The 26,077-nt window shown below is 44.0% G+C and carries 25 protein-coding genes; 14 read left to right on the forward strand and 11 right to left on the reverse strand.

The genetic code is table 11. From position 1 onward, the window contains the following. Window positions 1–9: 9 nt before the first annotated feature. Window positions 10–2,664: a flagellar hook-length control protein FliK gene (locus GVO62_RS08095; protein ID WP_236547105.1), complete on the reverse strand. Its 2,655-nt coding sequence runs from the start codon at window positions 2,662–2,664 to the stop codon at window positions 10–12. A gap of 220 nt (window positions 2,665–2,884) precedes the next feature. On the opposite strand from GVO62_RS08095, the gene ccmA reads away from it, so the two are divergent. From ccmA to GVO62_RS08145, 10 genes are all read left to right on the forward strand, one after another. Then, window positions 2,885–3,508 carry a cytochrome c biogenesis heme-transporting ATPase CcmA gene (ccmA, locus tag GVO62_RS08100; protein WP_159118522.1) on the forward strand — a complete coding sequence of 208 codons (624 nt, stop codon included), beginning with the start codon at window positions 2,885–2,887 and terminating at the stop codon, window positions 3,506–3,508. Beyond that, complete coding sequence (ccmB, locus tag GVO62_RS08105; RefSeq protein WP_105932318.1) at window positions 3,508–4,173, forward strand: heme exporter protein CcmB; 666 nt, start codon at window positions 3,508–3,510, stop codon at window positions 4,171–4,173. The genes ccmA and ccmB overlap by 1 nt, the downstream gene beginning before the upstream one ends. Beyond that, a complete protein-coding gene (locus GVO62_RS08110) occupies window positions 4,173–4,964 on the forward strand; it encodes a heme ABC transporter permease (protein WP_120960568.1) in 792 nt (263 codons plus the stop codon). The genes ccmB and GVO62_RS08110 overlap by 1 nt, the downstream gene beginning before the upstream one ends. 1 nt (window position 4,965) lies before the next feature. Continuing rightward, complete coding sequence (ccmD, locus tag GVO62_RS08115; protein ID WP_159118523.1) at window positions 4,966–5,175, forward strand: heme exporter protein CcmD; 210 nt, start codon at window positions 4,966–4,968, stop codon at window positions 5,173–5,175. Window positions 5,176–5,249: 74 nt separating this feature from the next. Beyond that, a complete protein-coding gene (gene ccmE / locus GVO62_RS08120; protein WP_159118524.1) occupies window positions 5,250–5,744 on the forward strand; it encodes a cytochrome c maturation protein CcmE in 495 nt (164 codons plus the stop codon). Window positions 5,745–5,746: 2 nt separating this feature from the next. Further along, window positions 5,747–7,804: a heme lyase CcmF/NrfE family subunit gene (locus GVO62_RS08125; RefSeq protein WP_159118525.1), complete on the forward strand. Its 2,058-nt coding sequence runs from the start codon at window positions 5,747–5,749 to the stop codon at window positions 7,802–7,804. Then, the gene (locus GVO62_RS08130; RefSeq protein WP_159118526.1) at window positions 7,804–8,460 is read left to right on the forward strand and encodes a redoxin family protein; all 657 of its coding nucleotides are present in this window, start codon (window positions 7,804–7,806) and stop codon (window positions 8,458–8,460) included. Before GVO62_RS08125 ends, GVO62_RS08130 begins: the two co-directional genes overlap by 1 nt. A 131-nt stretch (window positions 8,461–8,591) precedes the next feature. Next, on the forward strand, window positions 8,592–9,014 hold the full coding sequence (locus tag GVO62_RS08135) for a cytochrome c-type biogenesis protein (RefSeq protein ID WP_236547106.1): 423 nt from the start codon (window positions 8,592–8,594) through the stop codon (window positions 9,012–9,014). Then, window positions 9,011–10,294: a c-type cytochrome biogenesis protein CcmI gene (ccmI, locus tag GVO62_RS08140; protein WP_159118527.1), complete on the forward strand. Its 1,284-nt coding sequence runs from the start codon at window positions 9,011–9,013 to the stop codon at window positions 10,292–10,294. The genes GVO62_RS08135 and ccmI overlap by 4 nt, the downstream gene beginning before the upstream one ends. A 2-nt stretch (window positions 10,295–10,296) precedes the next feature. Further along, on the forward strand, window positions 10,297–11,253 hold the full coding sequence (locus GVO62_RS08145) for an MlaA family lipoprotein (RefSeq protein WP_159118528.1): 957 nt from the start codon (window positions 10,297–10,299) through the stop codon (window positions 11,251–11,253). A gap of 187 nt (window positions 11,254–11,440) precedes the next feature. On the opposite strand, the gene galE is transcribed toward GVO62_RS08145, so the two are convergent. From galE to GVO62_RS08185, 8 genes are all read right to left on the reverse strand, one after another. After that, window positions 11,441–12,463 carry a UDP-glucose 4-epimerase GalE gene (galE, locus tag GVO62_RS08150; RefSeq protein ID WP_159118529.1) on the reverse strand — a complete coding sequence of 341 codons (1,023 nt, stop codon included), beginning with the start codon at window positions 12,461–12,463 and terminating at the stop codon, window positions 11,441–11,443. Then, a complete protein-coding gene (locus GVO62_RS08155) occupies window positions 12,460–12,762 on the reverse strand; it encodes a DUF6170 family protein (RefSeq protein WP_159118530.1) in 303 nt (100 codons plus the stop codon). The genes galE and GVO62_RS08155 overlap by 4 nt, the downstream gene beginning before the upstream one ends. A gap of 115 nt (window positions 12,763–12,877) precedes the next feature. Then, window positions 12,878–14,398, reverse strand: coding sequence for a peptide MFS transporter (locus GVO62_RS08160; RefSeq protein ID WP_120960556.1), 1,521 nt, complete (start codon window positions 14,396–14,398; stop codon window positions 12,878–12,880). A gap of 217 nt (window positions 14,399–14,615) precedes the next feature. Beyond that, window positions 14,616–15,734, reverse strand: a complete 1,119-nt coding sequence (locus GVO62_RS08165; protein WP_159118531.1) for a capsule biosynthesis protein — start codon at window positions 15,732–15,734, stop codon at window positions 14,616–14,618. A 12-nt stretch (window positions 15,735–15,746) separates the two neighbouring features. Beyond that, window positions 15,747–16,421, reverse strand: coding sequence for an ABC transporter ATP-binding protein (locus tag GVO62_RS08170; RefSeq protein ID WP_105932306.1), 675 nt, complete (start codon window positions 16,419–16,421; stop codon window positions 15,747–15,749). After that, window positions 16,418–17,197 (reverse strand): ABC transporter permease, encoded by a 780-nt coding sequence (locus GVO62_RS08175; RefSeq protein ID WP_105932305.1) that lies wholly within the window; start codon window positions 17,195–17,197, stop codon window positions 16,418–16,420. The genes GVO62_RS08170 and GVO62_RS08175 overlap by 4 nt, the downstream gene beginning before the upstream one ends. Window position 17,198: 1 nt before the next feature. Beyond that, window positions 17,199–18,974 carry a polysaccharide biosynthesis/export family protein gene (locus GVO62_RS08180; RefSeq protein ID WP_373996011.1) on the reverse strand — a complete coding sequence of 592 codons (1,776 nt, stop codon included), beginning with the start codon at window positions 18,972–18,974 and terminating at the stop codon, window positions 17,199–17,201. 58 nt (window positions 18,975–19,032) lie between these two features. Further along, a complete protein-coding gene (locus GVO62_RS08185) occupies window positions 19,033–19,431 on the reverse strand; it encodes a hypothetical protein (protein WP_159118533.1) in 399 nt (132 codons plus the stop codon). Window positions 19,432–19,915: 484 nt separating this feature from the next. Between GVO62_RS08185 and wecA the strand changes: the two genes are divergently transcribed. The 4 genes from wecA (at window position 19,916) to galU (ending at window position 24,067) form a co-directional block, all read left to right on the forward strand. Further along, entirely contained in the window at window positions 19,916–20,977 is a 1,062-nt protein-coding gene (wecA, locus tag GVO62_RS08190; protein WP_105932302.1) for a UDP-N-acetylglucosamine--undecaprenyl-phosphate N-acetylglucosaminephosphotransferase, read from the forward strand. 110 nt (window positions 20,978–21,087) lie between these two features. Continuing rightward, complete coding sequence (locus tag GVO62_RS08195; RefSeq protein WP_159118534.1) at window positions 21,088–21,975, forward strand: glycosyltransferase; 888 nt, start codon at window positions 21,088–21,090, stop codon at window positions 21,973–21,975. Beyond that, window positions 21,972–22,832, forward strand: coding sequence for a glycosyltransferase family 2 protein (locus GVO62_RS08200; RefSeq protein ID WP_159118535.1), 861 nt, complete (start codon window positions 21,972–21,974; stop codon window positions 22,830–22,832). Before GVO62_RS08195 ends, GVO62_RS08200 begins: the two co-directional genes overlap by 4 nt. A 341-nt stretch (window positions 22,833–23,173) precedes the next feature. Then, complete coding sequence (gene galU / locus GVO62_RS08205) at window positions 23,174–24,067, forward strand: UTP--glucose-1-phosphate uridylyltransferase GalU (RefSeq protein ID WP_105932299.1); 894 nt, start codon at window positions 23,174–23,176, stop codon at window positions 24,065–24,067. Between the two features lie 128 nt (window positions 24,068–24,195). On the opposite strand, the gene GVO62_RS08210 is transcribed toward galU, so the two are convergent. Both GVO62_RS08210 and GVO62_RS08215 read right to left on the reverse strand, forming a co-directional pair. Beyond that, a complete protein-coding gene (locus tag GVO62_RS08210; RefSeq protein WP_159118536.1) occupies window positions 24,196–24,510 on the reverse strand; it encodes a ComEA family DNA-binding protein in 315 nt (104 codons plus the stop codon). A gap of 337 nt (window positions 24,511–24,847) precedes the next feature. Continuing rightward, entirely contained in the window at window positions 24,848–25,855 is a 1,008-nt protein-coding gene (locus GVO62_RS08215) for an isocitrate dehydrogenase (protein WP_105932297.1), read from the reverse strand. Window positions 25,856–26,077: the final 222 nt, after the last annotated feature.

Genomic DNA, 26,077 nt, shown 5'->3' on the forward strand with positions numbered 1-26,077 from the left:
ATTACCCGCTTATACCCGAGTTTCGAAAATTTGGTGGGGACGAGAATTAAGTGTTTCAGGAATGTGTCCCCGCTGTAAGCTCGTGCTTTCAACTGAAAGTCCGAGGGAGGTTAGCCGGCGCTTTAAGTAGGGCAGAGTGTCACTTATTCGCTTTAATACTTCGTCGCTGGATGCATATAGGTCTAACGTTATTGTGTTTTTATCAATTTTAGACTTCGCCAGAACTTGGCCGCTGTCACCAATATCTAGCTTCATCGTAATATTCCAAAGAGAGCGCTGTCCCGCTTGTACGCTTTTATGGTTTGGCCCTCCTTGCTCGCGCTTTATTAGAAGCTCTGGCGGAGAGTGATGTTGTGAAAGCGATGGCAAAATGTAGTAAAAATTGTCTTGCCCTTGAATACGGCTGTCAACGTTGGCTATTTTGTTTTGCTGGTGACTACTAAGTAAGGTTTTAAGTTGTGCCAGTAGCTGCTGCCGGCCGTCTAACTGATTTATGTCTTGGCTAACTCGGCTAGGCTGTGAGGTTACCCCCATATTAGCCAATGTTTTTGAAACAACGGAGTCTGGCGCATCTATTTGTGTTTTTAAACTTGGCTGTCTCTGCATCGCGCGACCAGCTAACGCAAGTTGAACTAAAGCAACAAGCCCCTGAATGAAATTAGATGAGTTTACCGGTGAAGTTAAACTTAAAGGGGTTGTAACAAGTGTTTGGGTGGATATGAGCTGCTGCAATCGTTGTGATAAACTTTGTTCATTCATATCGGCTACTACTTTTCTTGACGACGTTTTCATTTCTTCGTCAGCCGTTAAGGTTTCACTAGCTGGGCCTTCAATTGCGTTTGGATTAGCATGAGGCGAGCTTGTATCAGAAATAGTGGGGGGCGCGCCTAAAGATTTATTTTGTGAAGCGGTTAACTGCTGGATAATGTTGGAAAGCAAGCTGCTCGACAAGCCTTTAGCTTGGCCACTTAACGCCTGAGCAAGCGCTGCAAGAGAAGATTTACCTGCGTTGTCTTTTACTAAGTTGCTCTGCTCGGCGAGTTTATCGACATTAATAGTATCCTTCGCTTGTGAGGTAGTGCCTTTAAGTGTAGACGACAGTTGCTCATTAGATGGTTTGGGGGGGCCAACAAAATCTTGAATAGATACCTTAATTTGAGAGGGCTTAGCATTGAGTGCGTCTAGGCCTTTTAAATGCTGCAGGATTTTATCAAAATGTTGAGCATTGGATACGCCCTTGTTTGGCGGTAACCTTCCGTTCTCCACAATAGCGATTAACTCGCTTAGCGCCTTATTTGTGTTACCCGTTTGACTGAGCAATATCCGTGAGAGTGTTGTGATGGCATTGTGAACATCACTACCCTTAAGCTGTGTAGGAGCTTCACTTCGGAGGTTTGAGATAGACGGCGAAACAATGGTGTCACTTCTCCCCAGTCCGTTTTCCGCCCCTATCCCTATTCCGTTGGGAAGTTGTGAAAGATTCAGTCTATTCACTTGGTCATTTGTCAAAACAGGAATAGAGGGTGGGGAAATGCTGCTTGTTGATAAGCTTATTTGCACCAGCGCGTTTTGTTGAGCTGTGCGTGTTGTTAGCTTACCGTCCGACAACGTCAGCGCAGAAAGCGCTTTTAGTACATTTGCTTCAGTACCTGAGTTTTGCAGTAGCGCACTGAGACGGGCCGAGTTTTTTGCGCTGTGCTCTACTACAACTCCCCCTTGGCTAAGTGCCTTTTCAATGAGTGTATGTTGTAAGTTGGTGCTTACATTTTTATGTGTGGCCACAGCGACTTTATTTGCGCTACCAGTGTTGTTGGTGAAAAAGTCTTGAACGCGACTATCAGTATTTAGACTGCTGCTTGCAGCAAGATGAGTTTGAGAAATTTGTAAAACGACACTGCCGTTACTTGTTCGACTGAGCCCCAGTACTACCTGCTGACCAATTAACTTTTGAAGCGCCGCCTTGGCACTGCTATCAGCTTTTTCCGTATTTATATCGGTAAGAGGCACAGCTTGTTCTTTCGATGTAGCAAGCATGAGTTGCCCAAAGCTTTCATTTTTTGTTGAAATAAAAAGCTTGCCCTTGAGCGTTACGGCTGCGTTGTTCGCGGCAAGAGCCTGAGCTACGGCTTTGAGTAATTCAGCTTTATCTTGTGCTGATAACGACACACTTTGTTGAGATAAACTAGTAGAGAGCAGCACAGCTGATGGTGCGTTCGACTGTCCTTGAGGGGCTCTTTCAGAGCTGTTTGGGGCTCGAGAAGCAGTAGGTTGAGGCAAAAGAGCAAGTTGTGCGTTATTCATCGCTTGCTTGGAAAGTTTAGCGCCTACCTCTTTGGGCAACACTACATTCAGTGTTTGTGCGGTTACTGATGGAGCGTTGTTCGACGATGTACTTATCGATAGCACTCGTTCAGGTAATCGTTCCACGACTACTTTTACGCCATTATCGATTGCTACAGCCCGTGACAGTGCAGCGTTTGCAGCAGCCGGAGGCGTACTTCCGCTTCCTACTTGATTAGCGGCACCGGCGTTTCCGCTTAACTGTGAGGACGCGGAGGTAGATGCAGAAGGGCCGCTTGACTGGCTCAAAGCTGCAGCCAAAAGTGATGATAGTGGTGTTGTCATAGTTGAGATATCGGCACGTTCGCGCTTTTCCTTACTCATTTCAGTATAGCAAAGCGCGTGAGAGCTGTTCCGCAACAAAAAAGCTCGTAAAAGAGCGCAGCGAAAGAATTCGTCCTTAAGTGGGAATTGCTTCAGGAAAAACGCCTTTGTTGTTGAAGTAAATCATATTTAATTGGAATTCGCGACTGCGAAAAAGCGTTCATGTGGTAGACTAGCGCCATTTTTCAGAACCTATTTTTTGGTCGGGAGTAGCTAGGCAGTGTTAGAGGCGTGCGGCTTAACGTGCAGCAAACGAGACAGAACCCTATTTGAAGGGCTTTCGCTAGTGATAAATGCTGGCGAACTACTGTATCTGCGTGGCCCTAATGGTGCTGGAAAGACTAGCTTACTTCGTATTCTAACAGCGCTAAGTGAACCTGAACTAGGTACCGTTTTATATAATGGAATAGACATATCAAAAGATAAATCAGGCTACTACCAAGCGCTTTTTTATCTTGGTCATAAAAGCGGCACTAACGGAAGCCTTTCAGCTTTAGATAATTTGTCTTTTTGGTTAGCGCAGCACAAGGTGTCTGTGGACGTTAATGCGCTTTACGACGTGTTGGAGAAAGTAGGTCTAGTTGGACTTGAAGATGTTCCAGTTCGATATCTCTCTGCAGGGCAACAGCGTCGCGTAGCGCTTTCACGATTGTGGTTAAAGCCTGCCAAGGTTTGGATACTCGATGAGCCTTTTACTGCCCTAGATGTAAAAGGGATCCACATGCTTGAATCAAGTATGAAAGATCATGTCGCCAAGGGCGGCCTCATTGTTACTACTTCTCATCAGCCATTATCTGAAACCGCGGGTAAACACCGTGTATTTGATTTGGAGTACCGGTTCTGATGTCGCTCTATCACGGAATCTTTAAACGTGACATGCAAATTGCGTTTAAGCAAAAAGCAGAATTGGTGCAGCCACTGATGTTCTTACTCATGGTGGTAACATTGTTTCCTTTAGGAGTGAGCCCGTCTCCTGATACCCTCCAGCGCATTGGGCCTGGAGTGATTTGGATTGCTGCAATTTTGTCTTCTCTCATGGCGATGGAAAGGCTATTTCGGGATGACTTTCAGGATGGTTCGCTAGAGCAATACATACTCTCGGGTATGGCATTACCTGCCGTGAGCGCGGTAAAAGTCGCTGCTCATTGGCTGGTTAGTTTTGTTCCTCTATTGCTGTTGTCGCCGCTGCTAGCCATGTTTTTAAATTTAACAGTCGATATGTATGTCGCGCTTGTTCTAACTTTGTTGCTGGGTACACCATTGCTTTCCTTAATTGGCGCCATCGCTGTAGGGCTAACCGTAGGATTACAAAAAGGCGGAGTACTGTTGGCGTTGCTACTCATCCCTGTCTTTATTCCGTTACTGATATTTGCCACGTCGGCTGTGGATTCTGCCGCACTGCAATTACCTTATCACGCGCAACTTGCTATTATCGCCGCCATGCTTTTACTGGCCACAGCATTAGCGCCGTTTGCCATAGCGTATTCTTTAAAAGTGAGTCAAAACTAATGTGGAAGTGGTTACACCCTTACGCTAAAACAGAGCGAGCATATCAGCTTTGTTTAACATTACAGCCTTGGTTTTGGGCTGGTGCATTACTTTGTTTGAGCATAGGCACCGTTTGGGGGCTAGCATTCGCGCCTCAAGATTATCAACAAGGAGATTCATTTCGAATCATCTATATTCATGTGCCTAGCGCTATCTTGTCGATGGGGACCTATGTTGCTATGGCGATAGCAGCCCTAGTAGGTATGGTGTGGCAGTGGCGCACTGCCTATATGAGTATGATTGCCATGGCCCCAATTGGCGCAGTAATGACATTTATAGCGCTCTTTACCGGTGCAGCTTGGGGTAAGCCCATGTGGGGCGCTTGGTGGGTGTGGGATGCACGTCTTACCTCGGAGCTTATTTTATTGTTTTTGTACATGGGGGTTATTGCCCTTTATGGCGCATTTGAAGATAAGCAACAAGCAGGTAAAGCCGCAGGCGTGATGGCACTTGTAGGTGTGGTAAACATCCCTATTATTCATTATTCAGTGGAATGGTGGAACACATTGCATCAAGGAGCCACCATTAGTAAATTCGACAACCCGTCAATTGCGCCAGAGATGCTGTGGCCGTTGTTAATTAACCTTTTAGGTTTTGCTTTTTTTATTGGTGCGGTGACCACAGTGCGCCTTCGCAATGAAATAGTATTACGGGAAATGCACAGGCCTTGGGTACAAACGCTTGCTAAACAGCAGCTAGCCAATACACAGCAAAAAAGAGCAGCCAACCAAAATATGACGGAGGGCAATTAGTATGCAGTTTGACTCGTTTGCCGCTTTTATCAATATGGGGGGCTATGCGTTTTACGTATGGCTGTCGTTTGGCGTTACTTTTGTGGCCATGGGCATTATTGCTATTCAGAGTTTTATTAAACACCAAAACCTCCTAAAGCAGGTTGTGGTGGAGCAAGAGCGTAAAGCGCGCATAAAAAGAGCGCGAAAACAACAGCAAGCCAGTACTTAGTATTAACAAGATAAGTGTACATAGCCTTAACTTGCGTTTTTATTGTTTATTAGTTTTTTCGAAGTGAGAGTTGCATGAACCCGAGACGAAAGCAGCGACTAGCCGTAGTGGGAATTATCGGTTTTTTAATAGTAAGCGCAATTGGACTAATGCTTTACGCCCTAAACGACAGTATTGACCTTTTTTATACGCCTAGTGAAATCATTGAAGGCAAAAATGGACAGAAGCCCCAGGTTGGCCAGCGCCTTCGGATAGGTGGGATGGTGGTGCCTGGTAGTGTAAGACGGGATCAAGAAAGCTTAGCAGTGAGTTTTGATCTAGTCGATACAGGTCCAAAAGTAACGGTAACCTATAACGGCATTCTTCCTGATTTATTTCGAGAAGGTCAGGGCATAGTTGCTACAGGCATACTTACAGACGCAGGCGCGATTAAAGCGCAGGAAGTGCTGGCGAAACATGATGAAGAGTATATGCCACCAGAGCTTGCTGAAAAAATGAAAGGAATTAAACACGTAAAACCTGAAAATATGCCAAGCTACGAGACGCCAAGTAGCGCTGGGGGCAAATAATCATGGTCCCTGAAATTGGAAATATTGCGCTAACCCTTGCGTTAGTTTTATCTATTTTATTAGCCGTGTACCCTCTATGGGGGGCGCATCGTCAGCATGAGACGCTGATGGCAACAGCAAAGCCATTGGCAATTGGGCTATTTTTGTTTACGCTCATCGCCTATGTATGCTTGACCTATGCCTTCGTTACTGACGACTTCAGTGTGGCTTATGTGGCGCAGCACTCAAATAGTCGGCTTCCCATCTATTATAAAATTACAGCAGTATGGGGCGGCCACGAGGGCTCTTTTCTGCTATGGGTACTGATGCTTTCAATTTGGACAGTAGCAGTGGCGATATTCAGCAAGGGTATTCCTCTTGCTATGGTCGCGAGAGTGTTGTCTGTGCTTGGCATGGTGGGCATTGGTTTCTACCTTTTCATGCTTCTCACCTCAAACCCTTTTGACAGCATGCTACCGTTTTTCCCAGTCGACGGGCGAGATCTCAATCCGTTGTTACAAGACTTTGGAATGATCATTCATCCGCCTATGCTCTATATGGGCTATGTGGGGTTTGCAGTAGCGTTTGCTTTTGCGATATCAGCATTAATTTCAGGGCAACTAGATTCGACATGGGCACGCTGGTCAAGGCCTTGGGTTATCTCAGCCTGGGCGTTTTTAACCGTAGGGATTGCACTTGGCAGCTGGTGGGCGTACTACGAGCTTGGCTGGGGCGGCTGGTGGTTTTGGGATCCAGTAGAAAACGCGTCCTTTATGCCATGGCTGGTTGGCACGGCCCTAATGCACTCATTGGCGGTAACTGAAAAGCGAAAAGCGTTTAAGTCGTGGACGGTACTTCTGGCTATTGCTGCATTTAGTTTGAGTTTGTTGGGTACTTTTCTAGTGCGCTCTGGCGTAATTGTGTCGGTACATTCATTCGCAAGCGATCCGACCCGTGGTCTTTTCATTTTGGGCATACTCATTGCGCTTAGTGGCTTTGGGCTGTTGCTTTACGCCATGCGCGCGTCATCGCTAAAAAGCCCTGGCCGCTACCAAGCGTTCTCGCGAGAAGTATTGCTGATGGGCAATAATGTCTTCTTGTGCGCCGCGACGTTAGTTGTCTTGTTGGGTACGCTATTGCCGCTCGTTCACAAAGAACTTGGCTTGGGGAGTATTTCGGTAGGTGCACCTTTTTTCAATCAAATGTTTACGTTATTGATAGTGCCGTTTGTATTGATGTTGGGACTGGGTCCGTTAACGCGCTGGAAACAGCAAAAGGCCAGCGAATTGCAAAAACAACTTCTGGTTGCAGGTGGTATTGCGCTTAGCGCCGGTGTACTTGTTAACTTTGCCTACGACGAACCCAGCTATATGGGTATGCTTGGCATGGTGTTGGTGTTTTGGATATTGGTCACGACAGTACAAGAAGTGATGCAGCGTTTATCGGCGATGCCCCCAGGTAGCACAGAAAAAGCATCGGTTATGGCGAAGCTTCGTAAGCTTACTCCAAGTCATTGGGGCATGGTGCTAGGTCATGTTGGTTTTGCTATTTGCATTATCGGTATTACGCTTGTGTCGAATTATGAAATGGAACGAGATATTCGCATGAATATCGGCGATACCGTGACCCTTGGAGGCTATGACTTTAGCTTTAGAGATGTGCGCAAGGTTCAAGGTCCGAACTTTGAAGCGGACAAAGGCGTTTTCGATATTTATAAAAACGGAGCATTGATAGCGCACCTAGAGCCTGAAAAGCGTTTGTATATCGTGCAGCGCATGCCAATGACAGAAGCGGCTATTCACTCCAACCTTGCTAGAGACTTGTTTATTGCGATGGGTGAACCTCTAGATAATGGCGCTTGGGCTATCCGTATTTATATTAAGCCCTTTGTTGTTTGGCTTTGGGCTGGCGCAGTAGTTATGGCCATAGGCGGCATCTTTTCTATAAGCGACAAGCGCTACCGTATGGCGAAAGTGAAAAAAATAAAACGGGTATTTGGTAGTAAAGATAAAAACGACGCAGTGCAATCTCACGGTCAAGTATCGGCTACATCAAATACATCAGTAAAAGGAAACGCATAATGAAAAAAGCGCCACTTGTTGCCATTCCGTTAGTGCTGTTTTCTTTATTAGTTATATTTCTGTTTAAAGGGCTTTTTTCAGACCCGCGTGAATTAGACTCCCAGGTTCAGGACAAAACTCTGCCAGCATTTTCACTTCCAGATTTAATGCAGCCCGATGTAACTTATACTCCTGATGATTTAAAAGGAAAGGTAACCATATTAAACGTCTGGGGGGTATGGTGTGTCACATGTGCTGTTGAAATGCCTTACCTTACTCAGCTTAAAAACGAGCAAAACGTTCACATAGTGGGTTTGTATTTCGATCAGGACTTAGACCCTGACTTTGGTACAAAAACACTAAGCAGGGTGCAACAAGAAGTAACAGACATGCTCAGTCGCTATGGTAACCCTTACGCCTATAATATTTTCGATGTGTACCGTGATACGTCGCTTGATCTTGGAGTGACCGGGGCACCCGAGCATTTTGTTATAGACGCTGAGGGCATCATTCGCATGCATCACATAGGTGATATTAACGAACGTGTTTGGAATTCGAAGGTAGGACCGCTTTATAAAAAACTTGTGGCAGAAGCATCTGGAAATGACGTTAAAGAACGAAAGGTAGATGTTGAAGCGGTGATGAGCAGTAACATAAATGCGCAGGAGGGCGAGTAATAATGCTTGCGACAGATGTGATGCATTGCAGGAATGTGCTGCACAACTCCATTACTGCTATTGAGGGTAATAAGAAAAGTGCTGTTAACAAAGCGCGCTTTAAAACCGTTGTGCTTAACATTTTGGTCCTCATGGTTATATTAAGCAGCTTTCCAGCTAACGCGGCTGAAGATAAGTTTTTATTCGACACACCAGCACAGCGCGAGAGCTTCTTAACGCTTACTGCTGAGCTGCGCTGCCCCATGTGTCAAAATCAAAATATTGCCGATAGTGATGCCATGATAGCTCATGATATGCGTCGAAAAGTCTACGCGCTATTAAAGCAGGGCAAAACGGAACAAGAAATCATTGATTTTATGAAATCTCGCTATGGTAATTTTGTTCATTACCAACCGCCAGTCACGGCAGCTACACTGTGGCTTTGGGCAGGCCCGGTATTATTTATTTTTATTGCCTTACTAGTCGTCGTAAGGCGCAAATCGGTAGCGCCACCAGAAGATATGGCCGCGAAGCTAGCCAAAGCAGATGAAATGTTGGAGCGAGAGAAAGAATGAGTTGGTCTGAGTTTTATATTATTGTTTCAGGCTTAATCACGCTTGTTCTTTTAATTATTGCTTTTCCTTGGTTACGTAACAAAAACCACGCAAAGCAAGACAGTTTAACCAATACGCAAATTGTTAAGCAGCGTTTAGCAGAGCTAGATAGGGAAGTAACCGAAGGGCTTATCAGCGAGCATGATAAGCGCCAAGCAGTTGATGAACTGAAATTGGCTTTGGTTGATGAAAGCGCGTTTCAATCGCACAAGACAGGCAACGCAATCTTACCTCTGGCGTTAGGTGGCGTACTAGCCATCGCCTGTGGCGTGATTGTTTATTCGCAGGTCAATCAAATGGAAGGCGTGGTTAGAGCGAACAAGGCTATTGAAACATTACCAGAGCTGAGCCAGCAGTTGGCAAACGGCAACGCTAACAGCTTAACGCAGCAAGATATTGCAAGCCTTGCACTTGCGATACGTCAGCGACTGCGGGAAGAGCCCTCAGACGACACTGGCTGGATGTATTTTGGCAGGTTAATGCTGAGTATGGGCCAAGAAGTACAGGCGATTGAAGCTATCGATAGAGCGGTGAAGTTAGCGCCTTCTAATTCTGCTAATCGTATTACTCTCGCTCAAGCGTTAATGACTACCGGAGATGTCAACAATTTGGAGCGAGCGCAGTCGATTTTATTGAGCCTGCTTAGCGAAAACCCACAGAATGATAACCTTGCCCTTATGATGGCAGTGGTGTCTGCTCAACTTGGTGACCTTGACAATACCCGGCGTTTTTACAAACAGGTAGAAGGCAAGTTACCTAAAGATAGCGATATGGCACAGCGCTTAGTCGCTCGAATTCAAGAACTGGAAGGTAACACCAACGACGTGGTTGGGTTACACAATACTGCGCAACCGTCGGCTGGCAGTGGCAAAGATAAAACCAGCGGGGAAGAGACAGGCTTTAATGTTACCGTTAACTTGTCTGAAGAAGCTCGCGAAAATGCCCCTAGAGAAGGCTTCTTAATTGTATTCGCTCAAGATGCTAATTCGGGCAACAAAATGCCTGCAGCAGTTGTAAAGTTGCCTATAAATAGCTTTCCTATTTCTTTAGCATTGACAACGGATAACGCCATGATGCCACAATTTACGCTAGCAACACTGTCTGATGTGATAGTGACCGCGAGGCTATCTGAAGACGGTGATGTGGCCGTTTCGCAAGGAGAATGGCAGGGTAGTGTGAATGCGAGTGTAACCATTAACGAACTCTCTTCACTGAGCATTATTATTGAGAAGGAATTATAAGTATGGATTTGTCCAAGTCACTCGCTATCGGGCTGATTATTGCTGCAAGTTTTCTAGGGGGGTGTGCGAGTAACCATACCCAAGAGCAAGCTCAAGGGACGACTACGAATGCTGCGGTAGTAGATACGTCCGACCCACGTGACCCGTTTGAACCCGTCAACCGTGAAATTTGGGATTTTAACTGGGATGTATTAGATGCGTATATTTTACGCCCTATAACCGTTACTTATGTAACGGTTATGCCTCAGCCTGCACGTACAGGGTTAGTGAATATTACAGATAACCTACAAGAGCCAGCTAACTTTTTGAATAATATTTTTCAAGGTAAAGTAGATGATGGCTTAGACAGCCTGGCCCGCTTCCTGATTAACACTACAGTGGGCTTAGTTGGTACTTTCGATGTCGCATCGAAAATTGGTATAGAGCGCAAACGTGAGCAGTTTGGTGAAACGTTAGCAGTATGGGGCTTAGATACAGGGCCTTTCTTAATGCTTCCATTTTTAGGCCCTAGTGATCCCCGCAGTTTTACCGGTGATTATGTGGACGGTTTTGCGTTTCCAATGTCTCTGCTTGAAGGTTCTGTTAACTTAGCTCGTATTGGTTTTTCTCTTCTTGAAGCGAGAGCGCAGCTACTAGACCAAGAAGCGCAGCTAGAGCAGTCTGTAGATGATTACGCTTTTGTAAAGAATGCTTATTTTGAAAACTTGGAGTTTCGCGTTACCGATGGAAAAAGCGGTGATAAAGCGATAGATGATGAGCAGCTAGATGACTTTGCTGACTTTGAGGCTATGTTGGAAGGCAGTGATTTTGACGGCTATGAAGAACCAGCAGAACAGTTGAATGAAGAAGCTATGGACGACATTACTGACGAATCCAATGAACTAAAAGACAAGTCGGGCGAAGAACGTGAGAAACCTAAGCGTCTGGGAAAGGACCGAGAAGGGAAAGACGGTAAATAGACATTCCTCTGATGGATAGAGCGGGGTGCGTAACAGCCCCCATTATTTGAGGCTCCGTCAGTTTATTATCTACAACACCCGATACAAAAATGCCATGCGTATTTGCATGGCATTTTTATTTATAGCATGTGAAGTATGCCTAGTAGCACCTTCTGAGTGGGTAATTATATATGCGGACTGGTATTAATTAATCCTTTGGATAGCCCATCGGATTTTGAGACTGCCAGTTCCACGTGTCTGCACACATGTCTTCTAAACCTTTTTCAGCATGCCAGTTGAGTTCTGTAGCAGCTTTAGTCGGGTCAGCATAGCAGGCTGCAACATCGCCATTTCTACGCGGTGCAATCTTATAAGGTACGGTTTTACCCGAGCATTTTTCAAATGCCTTAATCATTTCGATAACGGAATAGCCCTGACCTGTTCCTAGATTGTATTTATCTAAGCCCATGTTAAGGTTCAGACGATCTAGTGCCTTCAAGTGACCATTGGCTAGATCGACAACGTGGATATAATCGCGTACACCTGTACCATCAACGGTATCGTAGTCATCACCAAATACGCTCAGTTGTTCTAGCTTACCGGTAGCTACCTGAGAGATATAAGGCATCAAGTTGTTTGGAATACCATTAGGATCTTCGCCGATTTGGCCAGACTCATGTGCGCCCACCGGGTTAAAATAGCGAAGCAATACAATGTTCCAGTCGCTATCCGATACATAAAGATCGCTCAGCATATGCTCTACCATCAGCTTAGACATACCGTAAGGGTTAGTTGGCTGCCCTGTCGCCATGTCTTCACGTAGCGGCAGTGATGCTGGGTCGCCGTAAACCGTAGCAGACGAGCTAAAAACAATGTTCTTTACATTGTGCTTTTGCATAGCTTTACAAAGGGTCAGCGTGCCGTACACGTTGTTTTCATAGTAGGAAAGAGGCTTTTGCACAGATTCGCCTACGGCTTTTAACCCTGCAAAATGAATGACGGCAAAGATGTTATGTTCGCTGAAAATATCATCAAGCACAGCGGTGTCGCGAATATCACCTTGAACAAAAGTAACTGACTTGCCTGTTAACGTTTCTACGCGACGAAGCGACTCAGCACTTGAATTAGCTAAGTTATCCAGCACGACTACGCCGTAGTTTTGTTCAAGTAACTGTAAAACCGTGTGGCTACCTATATAGCCCGCACCACCAGTAACTAAGATGGTTTTCATGCATTCTCCTTGCTAGACGGTTGCGCGATGTACTTTGCGCATATGGAATATTGAATAGGTTTTATAACCAATGGGTAAACTAAAAATACCACAAAAGCCCAAAGTAACGATGTCCAATTTGATGCGGTTTGTAGAATTAGCACAAACACAGGAACAATAACGAGTAATTTAAGAACATTGAGCAGCGTTTTTTCTGGAACGGAGAGTCGTTTTGCCGCCTGATCGAGCAACTTTACGCGCTCTGCAAGTGGAAGACCCTGTAAGGCAGGAATGTTTCTTGTAGAAAAATAAAACTTCATAGGTTTACTCACAGCCTTTAATACGAAAACCTTAAATAAAAAAACCGCCGGAACGTTACGTTGCGGCGGTTATTGTAGGGTAATTGTTCAGCACTTAAAACATGCGAGCAACAAATTACGCCTTTTCTTCAATACCTGCTTTTTCCCAGAAACGAGATTTAAAGCTCATTAAGCCAATCACGATAGCGATAGCAATGCTAAATAGGGCAATTTGAAGATACAGATCTGGCATTTGCTCTACGTTTTCAGGGTCGAAGTTACCTGACAACAGACCAGCAATAATGTTACCAATAGAGTAAGTCAGTACGAATACCCCCATCATTTGACCTGCAAAACGCTTGGGCGACAGTTTACTTACAGCGCTTAGTGCGACTGGGCTTAAACAAAGCTCACCAACCGTATGAAGGAAGTAAGTAGTAACGAGCCACATTGGCGCAACTTTAAGACCTTGTGCAGCATATTGCGACGCCATAAACATCACCAAGAAACCCGATGCCATAATAACGATACCGATAGCACATTTGATGGTGTACGACGGGTCTATCATTCGTTTAGCAAGATTAATCCAAAGTGCCGCGAAGAAAGGCGACAAGATGATAATAAATAGCGAGTTCGATAGTTGGAACCACACCGTTGGAATTGCGTCCATTCCGAATAGAGAGGTGATTAGCGAGCCGCTTTCAAGCACGCGGTCTGTATAGTTCTGTGCGAATAGGTTCAAAGATGAACCAGCTTGCTCGAAACCAGACCAGAAACAGGCTGATGCAACGCACACTAAAAATAGCGCCCACATGCGCTTCTTCTCATTTTCGCTCAACTGACCTTTGAAATATATCAAGCCAAAGTAAGCGAAGAAAATCACGGTAAATACAACGGCGACCTGTTGAGCAAGCGCAACTGGCTCGATAACAATGGTGCCCATGTGAGCAAGCACAATAACAACAACCGCAACTGCGACAACTGCCCATACGCCCATCCACGCGCGCTGCTTAGCTGCACCTTGATAAGGGTTTGCTGGTGCAACAGAGTCAGCCGATAGCGAACGATTGCTAAAATAATATTGAATTAAGCCAATAGCCATACCAATAGCAGCAGCACCAAACGCATAGTGCCAGCCCCAGTTCTCTTGTAAGTAACCGGTGACAAGATAAGCGATGAGTGAACCTATATTAATACCCATGTAGTATAGGGCGTATCCACTGTCGCGACGTCCATCGTCGTCACCGTACTGCTGACCAACCATCGCCGAGATGTTGGGTTTAAGTAAGCCTGTACCTGAAGCAACAAGGATAAGGCCAACAAAAAATAGGTTTTGTAAGTCTATAGCGAGTACGACGTGACCTGCGAAGATAATAATACCGCCATACCACACGGCGCTTTTACCACCAATTAAGCGGTCAGCTAACCAACCACCCGGTAGACCTAGAAAATATACTGCACCTGTGTATAGACCGTAGATAGCGCCTGCGGTTGCAACAGTAAAACCCAAGCCTTGGGTTTGTAGGCTTGCTGTCATGAAAAGAACAAGTAGCGCGCGCATACCGTAATAACTCATGCGCTCCCACATTTCTGTAAAGAATAGCGTTCTTAGGCCCCCTGGATGGCCGAAAAAGCTAGTATCGTTAGATGGTTTCATAATTATATTTTAATTCCATATTGCTTATGGTTGTTATTGTAGAGCACTTATAGAATAGGCTCTTTGATTGTAGTCCGTAAGGCGGATAGCTTCTTATACTAGAGCTTGCTTAAAGACACAAGATTTGGGCGACAAACTTCATTAAAGCAGTGTCAATCGACTAAGTCTTGAACGACTTAGTCGATTGAACTATTGGTTTGCTAGAAAGGTGGGAGCACTAAAGCTCACGGATTGTGGCAACGACAATGCGTATGATGCCGTAAATAAGCAATAGAGATATACCGAATAATACGAGGTTGTAAATAACCGTTGGATAAGCGTTATCATCTGGAAGGGTAGGCGATTCTACAGTTACCAAATGTTGGAGCTTTTGGTATGCCTCGACGCGCGCGTTCTCCAGTGTAATAAGCGATGAAGAGTACGCTTGAATCGCGAGCTGTAGCTGAACCTGAAGATTGCTGTATCGTGCCATGAGCTCGCTAACAGATAAAGCCTCACTTTCACCTTCAGCCGTACTAATACGCTCTTTCTGCTTTTCGACTTCCTTTTGAAGTGCAGCAATGTCTCGCTTTATATTGATGATTTCTGGTGCGGCATCAGACATCATGGTCGACATTGTACTCAGCTCGGCTTTTTTCTGTGCAAGGGTTGCCTGAAGAGAAAAAGCAATTTGCTGGAAGGCTGCACCCTCAGCTGAGGGGTCGAGTACGTTGTACTTGGATTGAAAACTTAAAATTTCTGTCTTGGCTTGCTGTAGTTTTTGTTCAACAATTTCGTGTTCACCTTTAGCGAAAGCGAGTTTTGACTTAGCTAAGTCATTATTAATGTTGTTGATAAACTCTTCTGCTTTATCCACGATAGCTTGGTTAATTATTTTGGCGTATTCAGCATCGAACGCCCGTGTGCGTAGGCTAATTACAGCAGATGCTGAGTCAACACTGACTTCAATGTGGTCAAGATAGAATTGATAAAAATCTTCCTGCTTGTGGGAAGACGAAAGGCCGCTAAATATATCCGCTTTATCAGACATATAGTGCTCGCGAAGACCTATAGCATCATCGAGATATTTAATCATATCTGCAGATTGAATATAGGCCTCGACTAATTGGCTTTCAGCTCCACCTGAGCCGCCTGAAACACCTGCTGCCATGAGAAGGGATGACGGATCGAAACTACTGCCACCATCGCTAGATTTTACGATTAGCTGACTTTTACTTTCATATTGAGGTGCTGCCCATACAACGAGATAAAAGGCATACAGAACCCAAGGCAGGACAAGGATAAGTGTTTTGTGCTTGCTGAGAAGGGCATTGAGCTGTGTAAGAGATTTTTCCACTGTGTTTTGAACCTATTTAAGTGATTTCTTATTGTCTGCATCCTGCGTATAAACGTCGATGCCTTCTTCGAGATCGTGATAATAAGTGAGTTTGCCGTCGTCAATGATAACGGCAGATGTACAAAATTCCCGAATTTGATCAAGCTCATGGCTTACCATGATTACGCCCGCTTCCTCACTTTTTTCTTTAAGTGATAAACGTGCCTTTTTTCTAAATAGCGGATCACCAACCGATGTGGCTTCATCAATAAGATAGATATCAAAATTGATATTCATGCAGCAGGCAAAGACCAATTTAGCTCGCATGCCTGAAGAATAAGTGCGGACAGGAAGATCGAAGCGTTTACCCAACTCTGCGAATTCCTGAACTTTTTCTTCGTATTCGGGAAGCGATTTAACGTTATTAATTCTTCCTACGAAACGGGTGTTTTCACGCCCCGTCATTTGAGGATGAACGCCGGTCTGTAGCGCAACGGGCCAAGACATCGCCTTGTTTGTTAAAACGCGTCCTCTATCTGGATATTCACTTTTAGCCAGCATTCTGAAAAGTGTTGATTTACCCGCGCCATTCTTACCTAAAATAGCAACATTATTTTCGGTAGGAAAATCAAAATTCAAGTTTTTGAATATGTATTGAGGTCCCATTTTACTGGGGTAGCTCTTGGTTAAATTCTCAATTTTTATCATCGAGATAGTACCTTTTTCCAAGTAATGTGGTACATCGAGAGGCTGAGGAATAGGAATGCGATAGTGATTTCAACTACAAAATTAAGCGATACCCCTTTAGTACCATAAGACTCAAAACAAGCATATCTAGCAAGTTCGTTAAAGTGCACTAAGGGATTCCACGTCAAATAAGGCCAATATTCTTCGGGCAAATCTTGCAAGCTAAAGAATACGCATGAAATAAACATCAATGGGCGGGTTAACATCGATTTTATTTTATCTACTTCCGGTACGAAAGCGGCAGCAATCGCAAAAATCATCCCTATAGATATGGAAAACACCCACAATAGGAGAAAAAGACATATCAATAATAGAGGGTCATTTACAGTAAATGTTTCGCCCATCAAATAAAGCGCAAGGCTTAGTAAAGCGACTACTACGACTTTAACTGAAAATTCTAAAAAGCCGGCCGTAAGAATTGCAGATATAGGTTGCACTTGCCTAAATGCGTAAAGAGGTTTATTCCGACGGACAGAGGTTGATACAGACTGTAAACACGTAGTGAGGGACTGAAGGCCCACCATTCCGATCATCATAAACAAAAAGAGGGGAATAGAGTGAATGTCATCGCCACTTATTAGCCCACGTAAATACGATAGCGCAAATATAAACGCGAAAGGCTCTAGAAATGCCCATCCTAGTCCAAACTTATCGTTAAATTTACTTTGAAGCTCACGCAGGAAAAGCGCGAAAATCACGCCTCTCCATGCGTAAAGCTGGTCTTTGAACGTTACCATGCTAGTTTGTGGCTACGTTAGCTGCAATTGCAATCTGGTAAACGATTTGCGTTATATCTTTAACAGCCTGAAGTAGTTTGGTGTCTATTGTTGGCAGAACAATAATTTGATCACCAGGCTCTAGCTTGCTGTCATTGCTAGATAGAAACGAATCGTTAATACTGGTAAAGGTAACATTACCGTTTTTACGAACAATGAGTATGCGTTCATCTTCAGCACGCTCGGTAAAACCGCCAGCCCATGCAACATAGTCCTCTGTGGTTGCGTCGGGATTAAATACCACCGATTGTGGAAGCAACACCTCTCCACCCACGTGGACCAAGTCTGTAACCTCTGGAATTACAATTGTATCGTTAGGCTCTAGTAGAATATTTGCAATTTCACCATTTTCTGAAACTACCACTCGTCCTTGAGGCTCAACTTGGCGAGCACGAGCGATAAAGTCAGCAACAAGCTGCGCTTCTTGAGCACGAATAGCCCCTTCACCTGTCGAACTTATGGGCGCGGTGAACATGCTGCGTTCAAGACGTCGTAACCCTTCCTCAATAATCTCTTTCTGTTTTATTGCGACACTTTCTCTTAGGAGGTAAATGTTCTGAGTGTCGGAAAGCGTTGTGTCAGCTTCAATATGGTCAAGTACATCGATAAGTCGCGCGCCTTTATCAACCATGATTTGTGAAGCGCCTGCAAAGGCACCTGCTACATTGATACGATAGATTTGTGGTTCGTGGTCGGCGATATACTCAACCGTATCGCCAGCTCTAAGTTCAAGAGACGCGAATTCTTCAACACTTAAATATCGTGCAAATTGCTTATTGCTGCGTATACCTGAAACAGAGGCATGAGAAGCGAATTCGCCGGGACGTGCAAAGTAGTTAACCACACCACCGTTTAGTTCTTCGTTTAAGAACTCGAAGGTAAAGCTATTGCGCGCGCCAGTTTCAACAACGATAGTGTTGCCAATTGGATGCACTAAAATGGTATCTCCATCTTTGAATGAAATTTCAGGGAGCTTACCATTTCTGAAAAATGCATATAAATCTGCTGAAGCGACGACTTTTCCGTCTCTTACAATATCTATTTGTCTGAAACTACCCCGCTGAAAGTCTATACCTCCAGCACGTTTTAAGTAATACAGGACGCTGTCCGACGCAAGGCCAGCATACTGACCTGGTCTTAGAACTGGACCTGAAACATACAACGAAACTGGTGTCGATGTCAGCAGGTTCACGTATACATTAACGTCGTTTGTGTAGACTTGTCTGATTTTGGCGGTCACCGTTTGATTTACACTACCTGCCGGCGTGTTTGCTATGCGAACTGGACCAATATTCGGAATAAATATGTTTCCTTGATTATCAACCGTAACCACATCAGAAAAGTTTACTGCGCCCCAAAGCCAAATAGAAATCTTATCTCCAGGTGCAATTAAGTAATTGTCGTTTAAACCAGAACTGCGTTCTGATTCAAAGCCGCCGATAAATAAATTAGCAGCAAAGGGCGGGTTTTCCATAGGCGCTTGCGCTGGAAAAACGGTATCAATTGTAGGCTCACCTGGAAGATTGACGCCATTTCTTGGTTGTGTTGAAAACTGGCCCATCGCGCTCGCCGAACTCGTTGCACCAGGTAAGGTACGCTGCGTTGATATACTAAGAGGAGAAACTGATTGTGCCGTTGTACTACTTTGAGACTGTTGAGCCCTTTCTCTAAGTTGTTGCAACTGCTCTACGCTTTGGGCAAACGAGTTACCTATAGATAAATTGCAAATCAAAGCCATATACGTGACGAATAATACGCTTTTTATAATTGTTCCGATGTCCATAAACTTCATTTACTTATTCACCTTGCGCATTAGTAGAAGCAACCAGAGGAGAAATCACTCGCCATTGACCACCGCGCTGGCAAGTTGTCACTTTTTTTTGTGCTGAAGGAGTGCTAATTTCACCTTCTTGTAAAGAAAAGCGAATACACTTATTCCCTGTCGCCGAGATATAGTGTTTAACAGCAGTGTACTCACCGCCGTCAAAACGTATTGAAAATGATTCTTTTGAATCGAAATATATATTGGCTTTTGGAATATTTATTGCAAGCTCTTTGTCTGGTGCGAGCGAGTAGGCGAGCGAAGAATGCACCAAAGGAATGTCAGCTTTGGTAACCGTGGGGGAGTTTGTGCACCCGGCTCCGAACGCAACAATTGCGAACGGCAACATAAAACGTGTGAATTGTTTGAACATTAGCTTTCATATCCATATAGCAATTTCGCGCTAGAATAACATAAGTTTTGAAAAAAGCATGTTTGCCGTCTCAATTGCTACGTAGTTTAAAGCATTTGAATCGCGCTTAAATATAAGTTGACGAGAAACCGAGATAGTTATTTCTTCTTGAAGTTGCAATGTTACAACCAGGATTATGTTTTCAAATTTGGATCATCGAATGTGTTTTTATTGCAAATTCCTTTGGCGTGGTAATTTTAAAGATTAAAAACGATGTTTCTAGAGGTATTTTTATAATTAAGGTGGTTAGTCAACCAAATGTTTTATATCATTACAGAGTTTTCTATCCACGCTTAATAACAAAACGCCCTCGTCGCATTGGTAGAAATGGAAGTTGTAAAAAAATGGATGCACGGTTTAAGTTTTTAATGTTGTTTTTGAATGCACTGATCTGTAGTGAAGCGGAATACGTTTTTGGGGTCGGTGACGAGAGGTTGTGTTTTTTATGCTAACGTACTTGCAGTTCGTTCCATTGTTCACTGCATTTTTTGTTGCGCTGATCCTTTTAGTAGTAATGACGCCATTGGCACATCAATTTGGTCTAGTCGATCAACCTTCTGCGCGCAAACGCCATGCTGGTATCGTTCCTTTAACGGGAGGCGTTGCGATCTTTATGGCTGTGTTAGTCGCCAGTGTTGCTACTGATGTTTGGATGAAAAATAACCCTCTATTTTTCACGGCTAGCGCTTTTATTGTTTTACTTGGCATGTTAGACGACCGCTTTGATTTAAGTGCTAAAGGTCGTTTGATGTGTCAATTTGGTGTTGCAGCAATAATGGCTTGGAGTGCCCAAAACTATATTACGTCGTTAGGTAATATTTTCGGCACAGGTGAAGTGCTGCTTGGACTTAGCGGTTATTTCTTCACTATCATTTGCGTCGTAGGCGTCATTAATGCGTTTAACATGATAGACGGAATTGACGGTTTAGCCGGTGGAATGAGTTTAGTCATTTTGCTAACGGTTTCCGGTTTTCTAGTCTTTACAGGCCATGGCGCGTCCATAATGGAACCTCTTATTATAGTAGCTGCAATCGTTCCGTTCCTCGCCTTTAATCTCAGTTGGAAAGGTTTCAGGGGAAATAAGATATTCATGGGCGATGCGGGGAGTATGTTTGTTGGACTAACCATTGTTTGGTTGCTTGTTGATCATACCCAAGGAGAAACGGCAGCGTTTAGACCTATTACTGCTGTATGGTTAGTGGGATTGCCTTTGATGGATATGGCGGCGATTATGTATCGACGAGCGCGAAAAGGTCAATCGATGCTAAAACCTGACCGCCAACACCTTCATAACATATTCATGCGAGCTGGGTTAAGCAGCAGAAAATCACTTGTCGCCATTCTAATGTTAGGGGCTTGCTACTGCCTTATCGGTATTCTTGGCGAAGTTTATCAAGTGCCGGAAGCGATAATGTTTTGGTGCTTTATTGGCTTACTCGTTGTTTACAGTCTTGTTATCCAACATATCTGGAGCGTACTTCGTTTTGTTAAGCGCGTAACTGCCTAGATTAGTAAAACCGTAGCCGTCTGAATAAAATCTCTGTAACATACCTCAAATAAGAGCGCATCCATTAGCGCTTTTATTTTCTTTGTTACTTATTTCGCTGGTAAAAATACTTGATAAATCAATTCTCTATTCTCCATAACAAAAATAAAAAACAGCAGGTTGAATCGATTGTGGCTATGGCGGTTTATCAAGCTGATAATGCAAAGTGGATCAGCGAAGCAGTAAATAGTATTTTAGCACAGACCTATACGAATTTTTTATTCATGATTGTGGTGGATGGCCCCGTCCCGCAAGCAATTATAGAAGTGCTAGATGAAGCCGCGAGAAGCGATGATAGAGTAATAATAGGGCAAAATAGCCATAATATCGGTTTAGCGAGCTGTATGAATTCTGTTGTTGAGTTCGCTATGCAGTTTTCCCCGTCTTTTTTTGTGAGAATGGATGCTGACGATATATCTGAAGAGCATCGATTGCTGCGTCAAATCACCTATTTAAAAAAGCATAGCAATATATCTATATTGGGCTCTGCACTTACCGAGATTAATGAAAGAGGTGAGAAGGTAGGCGCACGTGTAATGCCTGCTTCCCACCGACAAATAGTGCGTATATTACCTCGTCGCTGTTCGCTAAATCATCCTACTGTGGTGATCAGGTTTAATGTCTTTACGGATGGCCATAGATATGATGGAGATTTGCTCAACACGCAAGACTATTTTCTCTGGATAACGTTAGCGTCTCGAGGGTACATTTTTAGAAATTTAAAAGATAGACTGCTTAAATTTAGGCGAGTAAATAATTTTTATAAACGCCGGGGGTTAAGTAAGTCACTTAACGAATTTAAGGCGCGTCTGTATGCGATAACTAAGCTCAGGCAGTTTTCTCCTTACAACTTTTTATATGCCTGTGGCGTACTTTCATTACGACTAATGCCGGGTAAAGTGGTCAAGCTTGCCTACAAGCTAGATAGGCACTTATTAGAAAGGTTCGGTAAACATTGATTACTGGCGTTGTCATTGTATTGTTCAATCCAGACGTTAAGCACGTAGCTAAACTGCTTGACGCTTTTTCTTCATCTGAGTGGGATTTAATCCTGGTGGATAACTCCCCAGTATGCACTCAAAGCCTCGCCTCCTCTCACGTTAAGTACATTCATTGTTCAGAAAATGTTGGTATAGCGAAGGCCCAAAATATTGGTCTAAAGGCGCTTTTTGACCGTGGCCTTGAGTATGCATTTTTGCTCGATCAAGATAGTTTCTTTTCGCCGGTTATCGCTCGTGAATTGCTATCACAGTTTTTGGAACTTGAAAAATCATGCCCAATCGCAGCGATAGGTCCTTCTATTCATTGCCAGTTCTCAGATCGTGTTGAAGAGGGCGTACTACAAAAAGGGAAGCAGATTTCCCATTCGCTTAAAGAGGTAAAGCAAATTATAGCTTCAGGTATGCTCATTTCTCACCGCGCTTTTACAAAGGTGGGAGGAAAAGAGAGCGCCCTTTTCATTGACGGTGTTGATCATGAATGGTGTTGGCGTGCTAGAGCAAAGGGCATGGCAATTTATCAATCGCTAAGTGCCTGTATGCCTCATCGGCAAGGGGATGATCGAGTAAAGGTGTGCGGTGTAACGTTTAAGCAAGGGGCACCTATTCGACTTTACTATCAGTTTCGAAACGTACTGATTCTAGCCCGGCGTCCCTACGTTCCTCTTTATTGGAAGCTTCGTCATGTTTGTGCAATACCACTTAGGTATATTGTAAACCGGTATTTTTTTGCGCAAGGTAAAGAACGGGGCTGCTTCATGCGTGCTGGACTTAGAGACGGGACATTGCATCGCACAGGTTCTCTGGACGAGAGGTAGGAAGATAGGCATAGAGGAAAGTAGCGGTTGATACAGGCGTTAGCAAAAAGCAACACTTTGGTAAATTCCGCTGCTACGTTGTAAAATCATCCTAAGTAATCTTTCACTAAGTTGGTGCATTAGGTATCATTAATCCCACTAATGGTGCGATTAGATAAAGATTTGGGTGGTTTTGCCCACTAACAATACATAAATGCTCTAAAAGGGCAATTGGAACATCGATTGCATTGAAATGCGTTATTGAAAAGAATTAATGAAAAAAGCTTTAGCTTGAGATGCTGAATGACAATGAAGTGTCGTCTTAAGCGTAAAATTAGGAATTCAAAAAAGGAATATTAACTATGAGTCAGGTAAAAAAAGCGGTAATCCCTGTGGCGGGACTTGGAACGCGAATGCTTCCAGCAACAAAAGCAATTCCTAAAGAGATGCTTCCAGTGGTGGATAAGCCGTTAATTCAATACGTAGTCAGTGAGTGTGTTGCTGCAGGACTTAAAGAAATTATTCTTGTGACACATGCAAGTAAGAACAGTATTGAAAACCATTTTGACACGTCTTTCGAACTTGAAGCGACGCTTGAAAAGCGTGTAAAACGTCAGCTTTTAGAAGAAGTCCAGTCAATTTGCCCGAAAGACGTTACGATTATGCATATTCGTCAGGGCGTTGCTAATGGTCTTGGGCACGCTGTACTTTGCGCTCGTCCGCTTATCGGGGATGCACCGTTTGCTGTAGTTCTACCAGACGTAATTATTGATGATGCCGCTAGCAACCCTAAAAAAGATAACCTTGCCGATATGGTTGCGAAGTTTAATACTAGCCGAGTAAGCCAAGTAATGGTTGAGCAAGTGCCAGAGGAAGAGATCTCTAAATTCGGTATTGCCGATCTCGACGGCGCTGCAATCACGCAGGGTCAATCAGCTAAGATCCATAAGATGGTAGAAAAGCCACCTCTTGATGAAGCGCCATCTGATCTAGCAGTTGTAGGTAGATATGTGCTGTCCGAGAAGATTTGGGATCTATTAGAGTTTACACCTCCAGGGGCAGGCGGTGAGGTACAGCTTACTGATGCTATTGACGCATTAATGAAGCTTGAGCAAGTAGACGCTTATTACATGAAAGGTAAAAGCCACGACTGTGGAAGTAAGTTAGGCTATATGAAAGCTAACGTTGAATATGCACTACGTCACCCATCTTTAGGCGCAGAGTTTAAAGAGTACTTAACCTCTGTATTAAAATAATGGCTATGAGTTACTAGGTTTATAAACAAAATAAGCCTGCACTCGCAATTGTTACTAGCTTGTCAAAATGCGCCTATCGCGGCGCATTTTTTATTGGCAAGAAGGTCTAATAATTACAACTACATGACCTATTTTACTAAGACATAACTCTCTATTTTACTGAGCATCTTTTCACCAATCCCTTTAACTTGGGTAAGCTGAGCTACTTCAAGAAATGGGCCTACTTCTTCGCGATATTTTACGATTGCTTTCGCTTTAGATTGTCCTACGCCTGGTAAGGTTACCAGTTGCTCTATTGTTGCTGAGTTTAAGTCGATTCGCTGCTGAAGGGGCGCAGTTTCGCTAGCGTTGTTACCGTCTTCACTCATGGCCTGAGCGTGAACTGTAGGAGCTTGAATGGCTAAAGCTGAAAGTACTAACAAACCTGAGATTAACTTTTTCATCATCTTTCCTTGTATGTAATGCATCAAACACTTTCACCTTAAATGGCATTGTGTTGTCGCTGTTTAGTATGTGAGTTGTGTACACAGAGTGCACTTACGTTTTACAGGCTAGTGCAAGGCAGAACGTTGTTTAACCTTACGGCGGCGTTTTACTCTTGTTAAAGCAGGTAAATTACAAAGCTCAGCACTCTGAAAAGGTACAATTGAAATGATAAGTGTGAATGAGGAAAGCGGTAGTCCAGTTTTAGTACAGTTTGTGCGGTGAAAAAATGAAGGTGAATCAAAAAACGGGCAATAAAGCCCGTTTTTTAGTACTACTTTGTTAAAACAGAGTGGCTTACAAGCGATCCAAAAGTGCTTGTGTGAACTCTATAGTACCGGCTTCACCGCCTAAATCACGCGTAGTGCGGTCTCCAGACTCAATAACGTCTTTCAATGCTGTGCGGATTTTTTCAGCTTTGTCACCCATGTTTAGATACTCAAGCATTTGCGCTGCAGCTAGAATAACTGATGTTGGGTTGGCTAGGTTCTTACCAGCGATATCTGGTGCAGAGCCGTGAACCGCCTCAAAAATTGCACAATCTTCACCGATATTTGCGCCAGGTGCCATACCAAGACCACCCACAAGACCCGCGCACAGGTCTGATAAGATGTCTCCGAATAGATTGGTAGTCACAATAACGTCGAACTGATGCGGGTTCATAACAAGCTGCATACAGCAGTTATCAACAATCATTTCAGCCGATTCGATGTCTGGGTAGCGCTCACCAACTTCACGTGCGACTTTAAGGAAAAGACCTGACGTTGACTTAAGGATGTTAGCTTTATGTACTGCCGTTACCTTCTTGCGACCTTCACGACGAGCTAGTTCATAAGCGAAGGTTACGATCTTTTCAGCGCCGTCACGGGTGATCTTACTCATTGCTTCAGCTTCGTTGCCGTCTTCTGACACAACCTGACCAAGACCTGAATACATACCTTGCGTGTTTTCACGAACAGTGATGATATCGATATCTTCGTAACGTGCTTTGGTGCCTTTGAAAGAAATAACTGGGCGCAAGTTTGCATAAAGTTTGAACTGCTTGCGTAGGCTTACGTTAATCGAAGTGAAACCTTCACCCACTGGCGTCGTTAGTGGGCCTTTAAGTGCAACCTTATTTTTTGCGATTAAATCTAATGTTTCTTGAGGTAGAAGCTCGCCATGTTCTTCCAGTGCAACTAAACCTGCGTCGGCATAGTCGTAGGCAAAGTCACAGCCAACCTTATCTAGAATTTTTGTGGTTGCATCGATAATGTCCGGGCCAATGCCGTCACCGCGAATGACTGTAATACGTTGCTGAGTCATGTGGAGGGATCCTCTGGTAATTCTGTTGTCAAAATCGTTAGGTTTATTGGGTTTTTCTGGCGCTTTAAAGGCCAAATCCTGCCTGCTTTGTTTATTATAATGGAAATTGTAGGGAAAAACGGTAAAGCACTGCAAAAGTTGCCGTATTTTATACGATAGCCGGCGCAAGTTATAGCCATTCGTAAAGATAAATTTATTCCCGTTATACCAATTCGCATAGAT

Source organism: Alteromonas sp. KUL150, from assembly GCF_009811475.1.
GTDB classification, from domain to species: Bacteria; Pseudomonadota; Gammaproteobacteria; order Enterobacterales; family Alteromonadaceae; genus Alteromonas; species Alteromonas gracilis.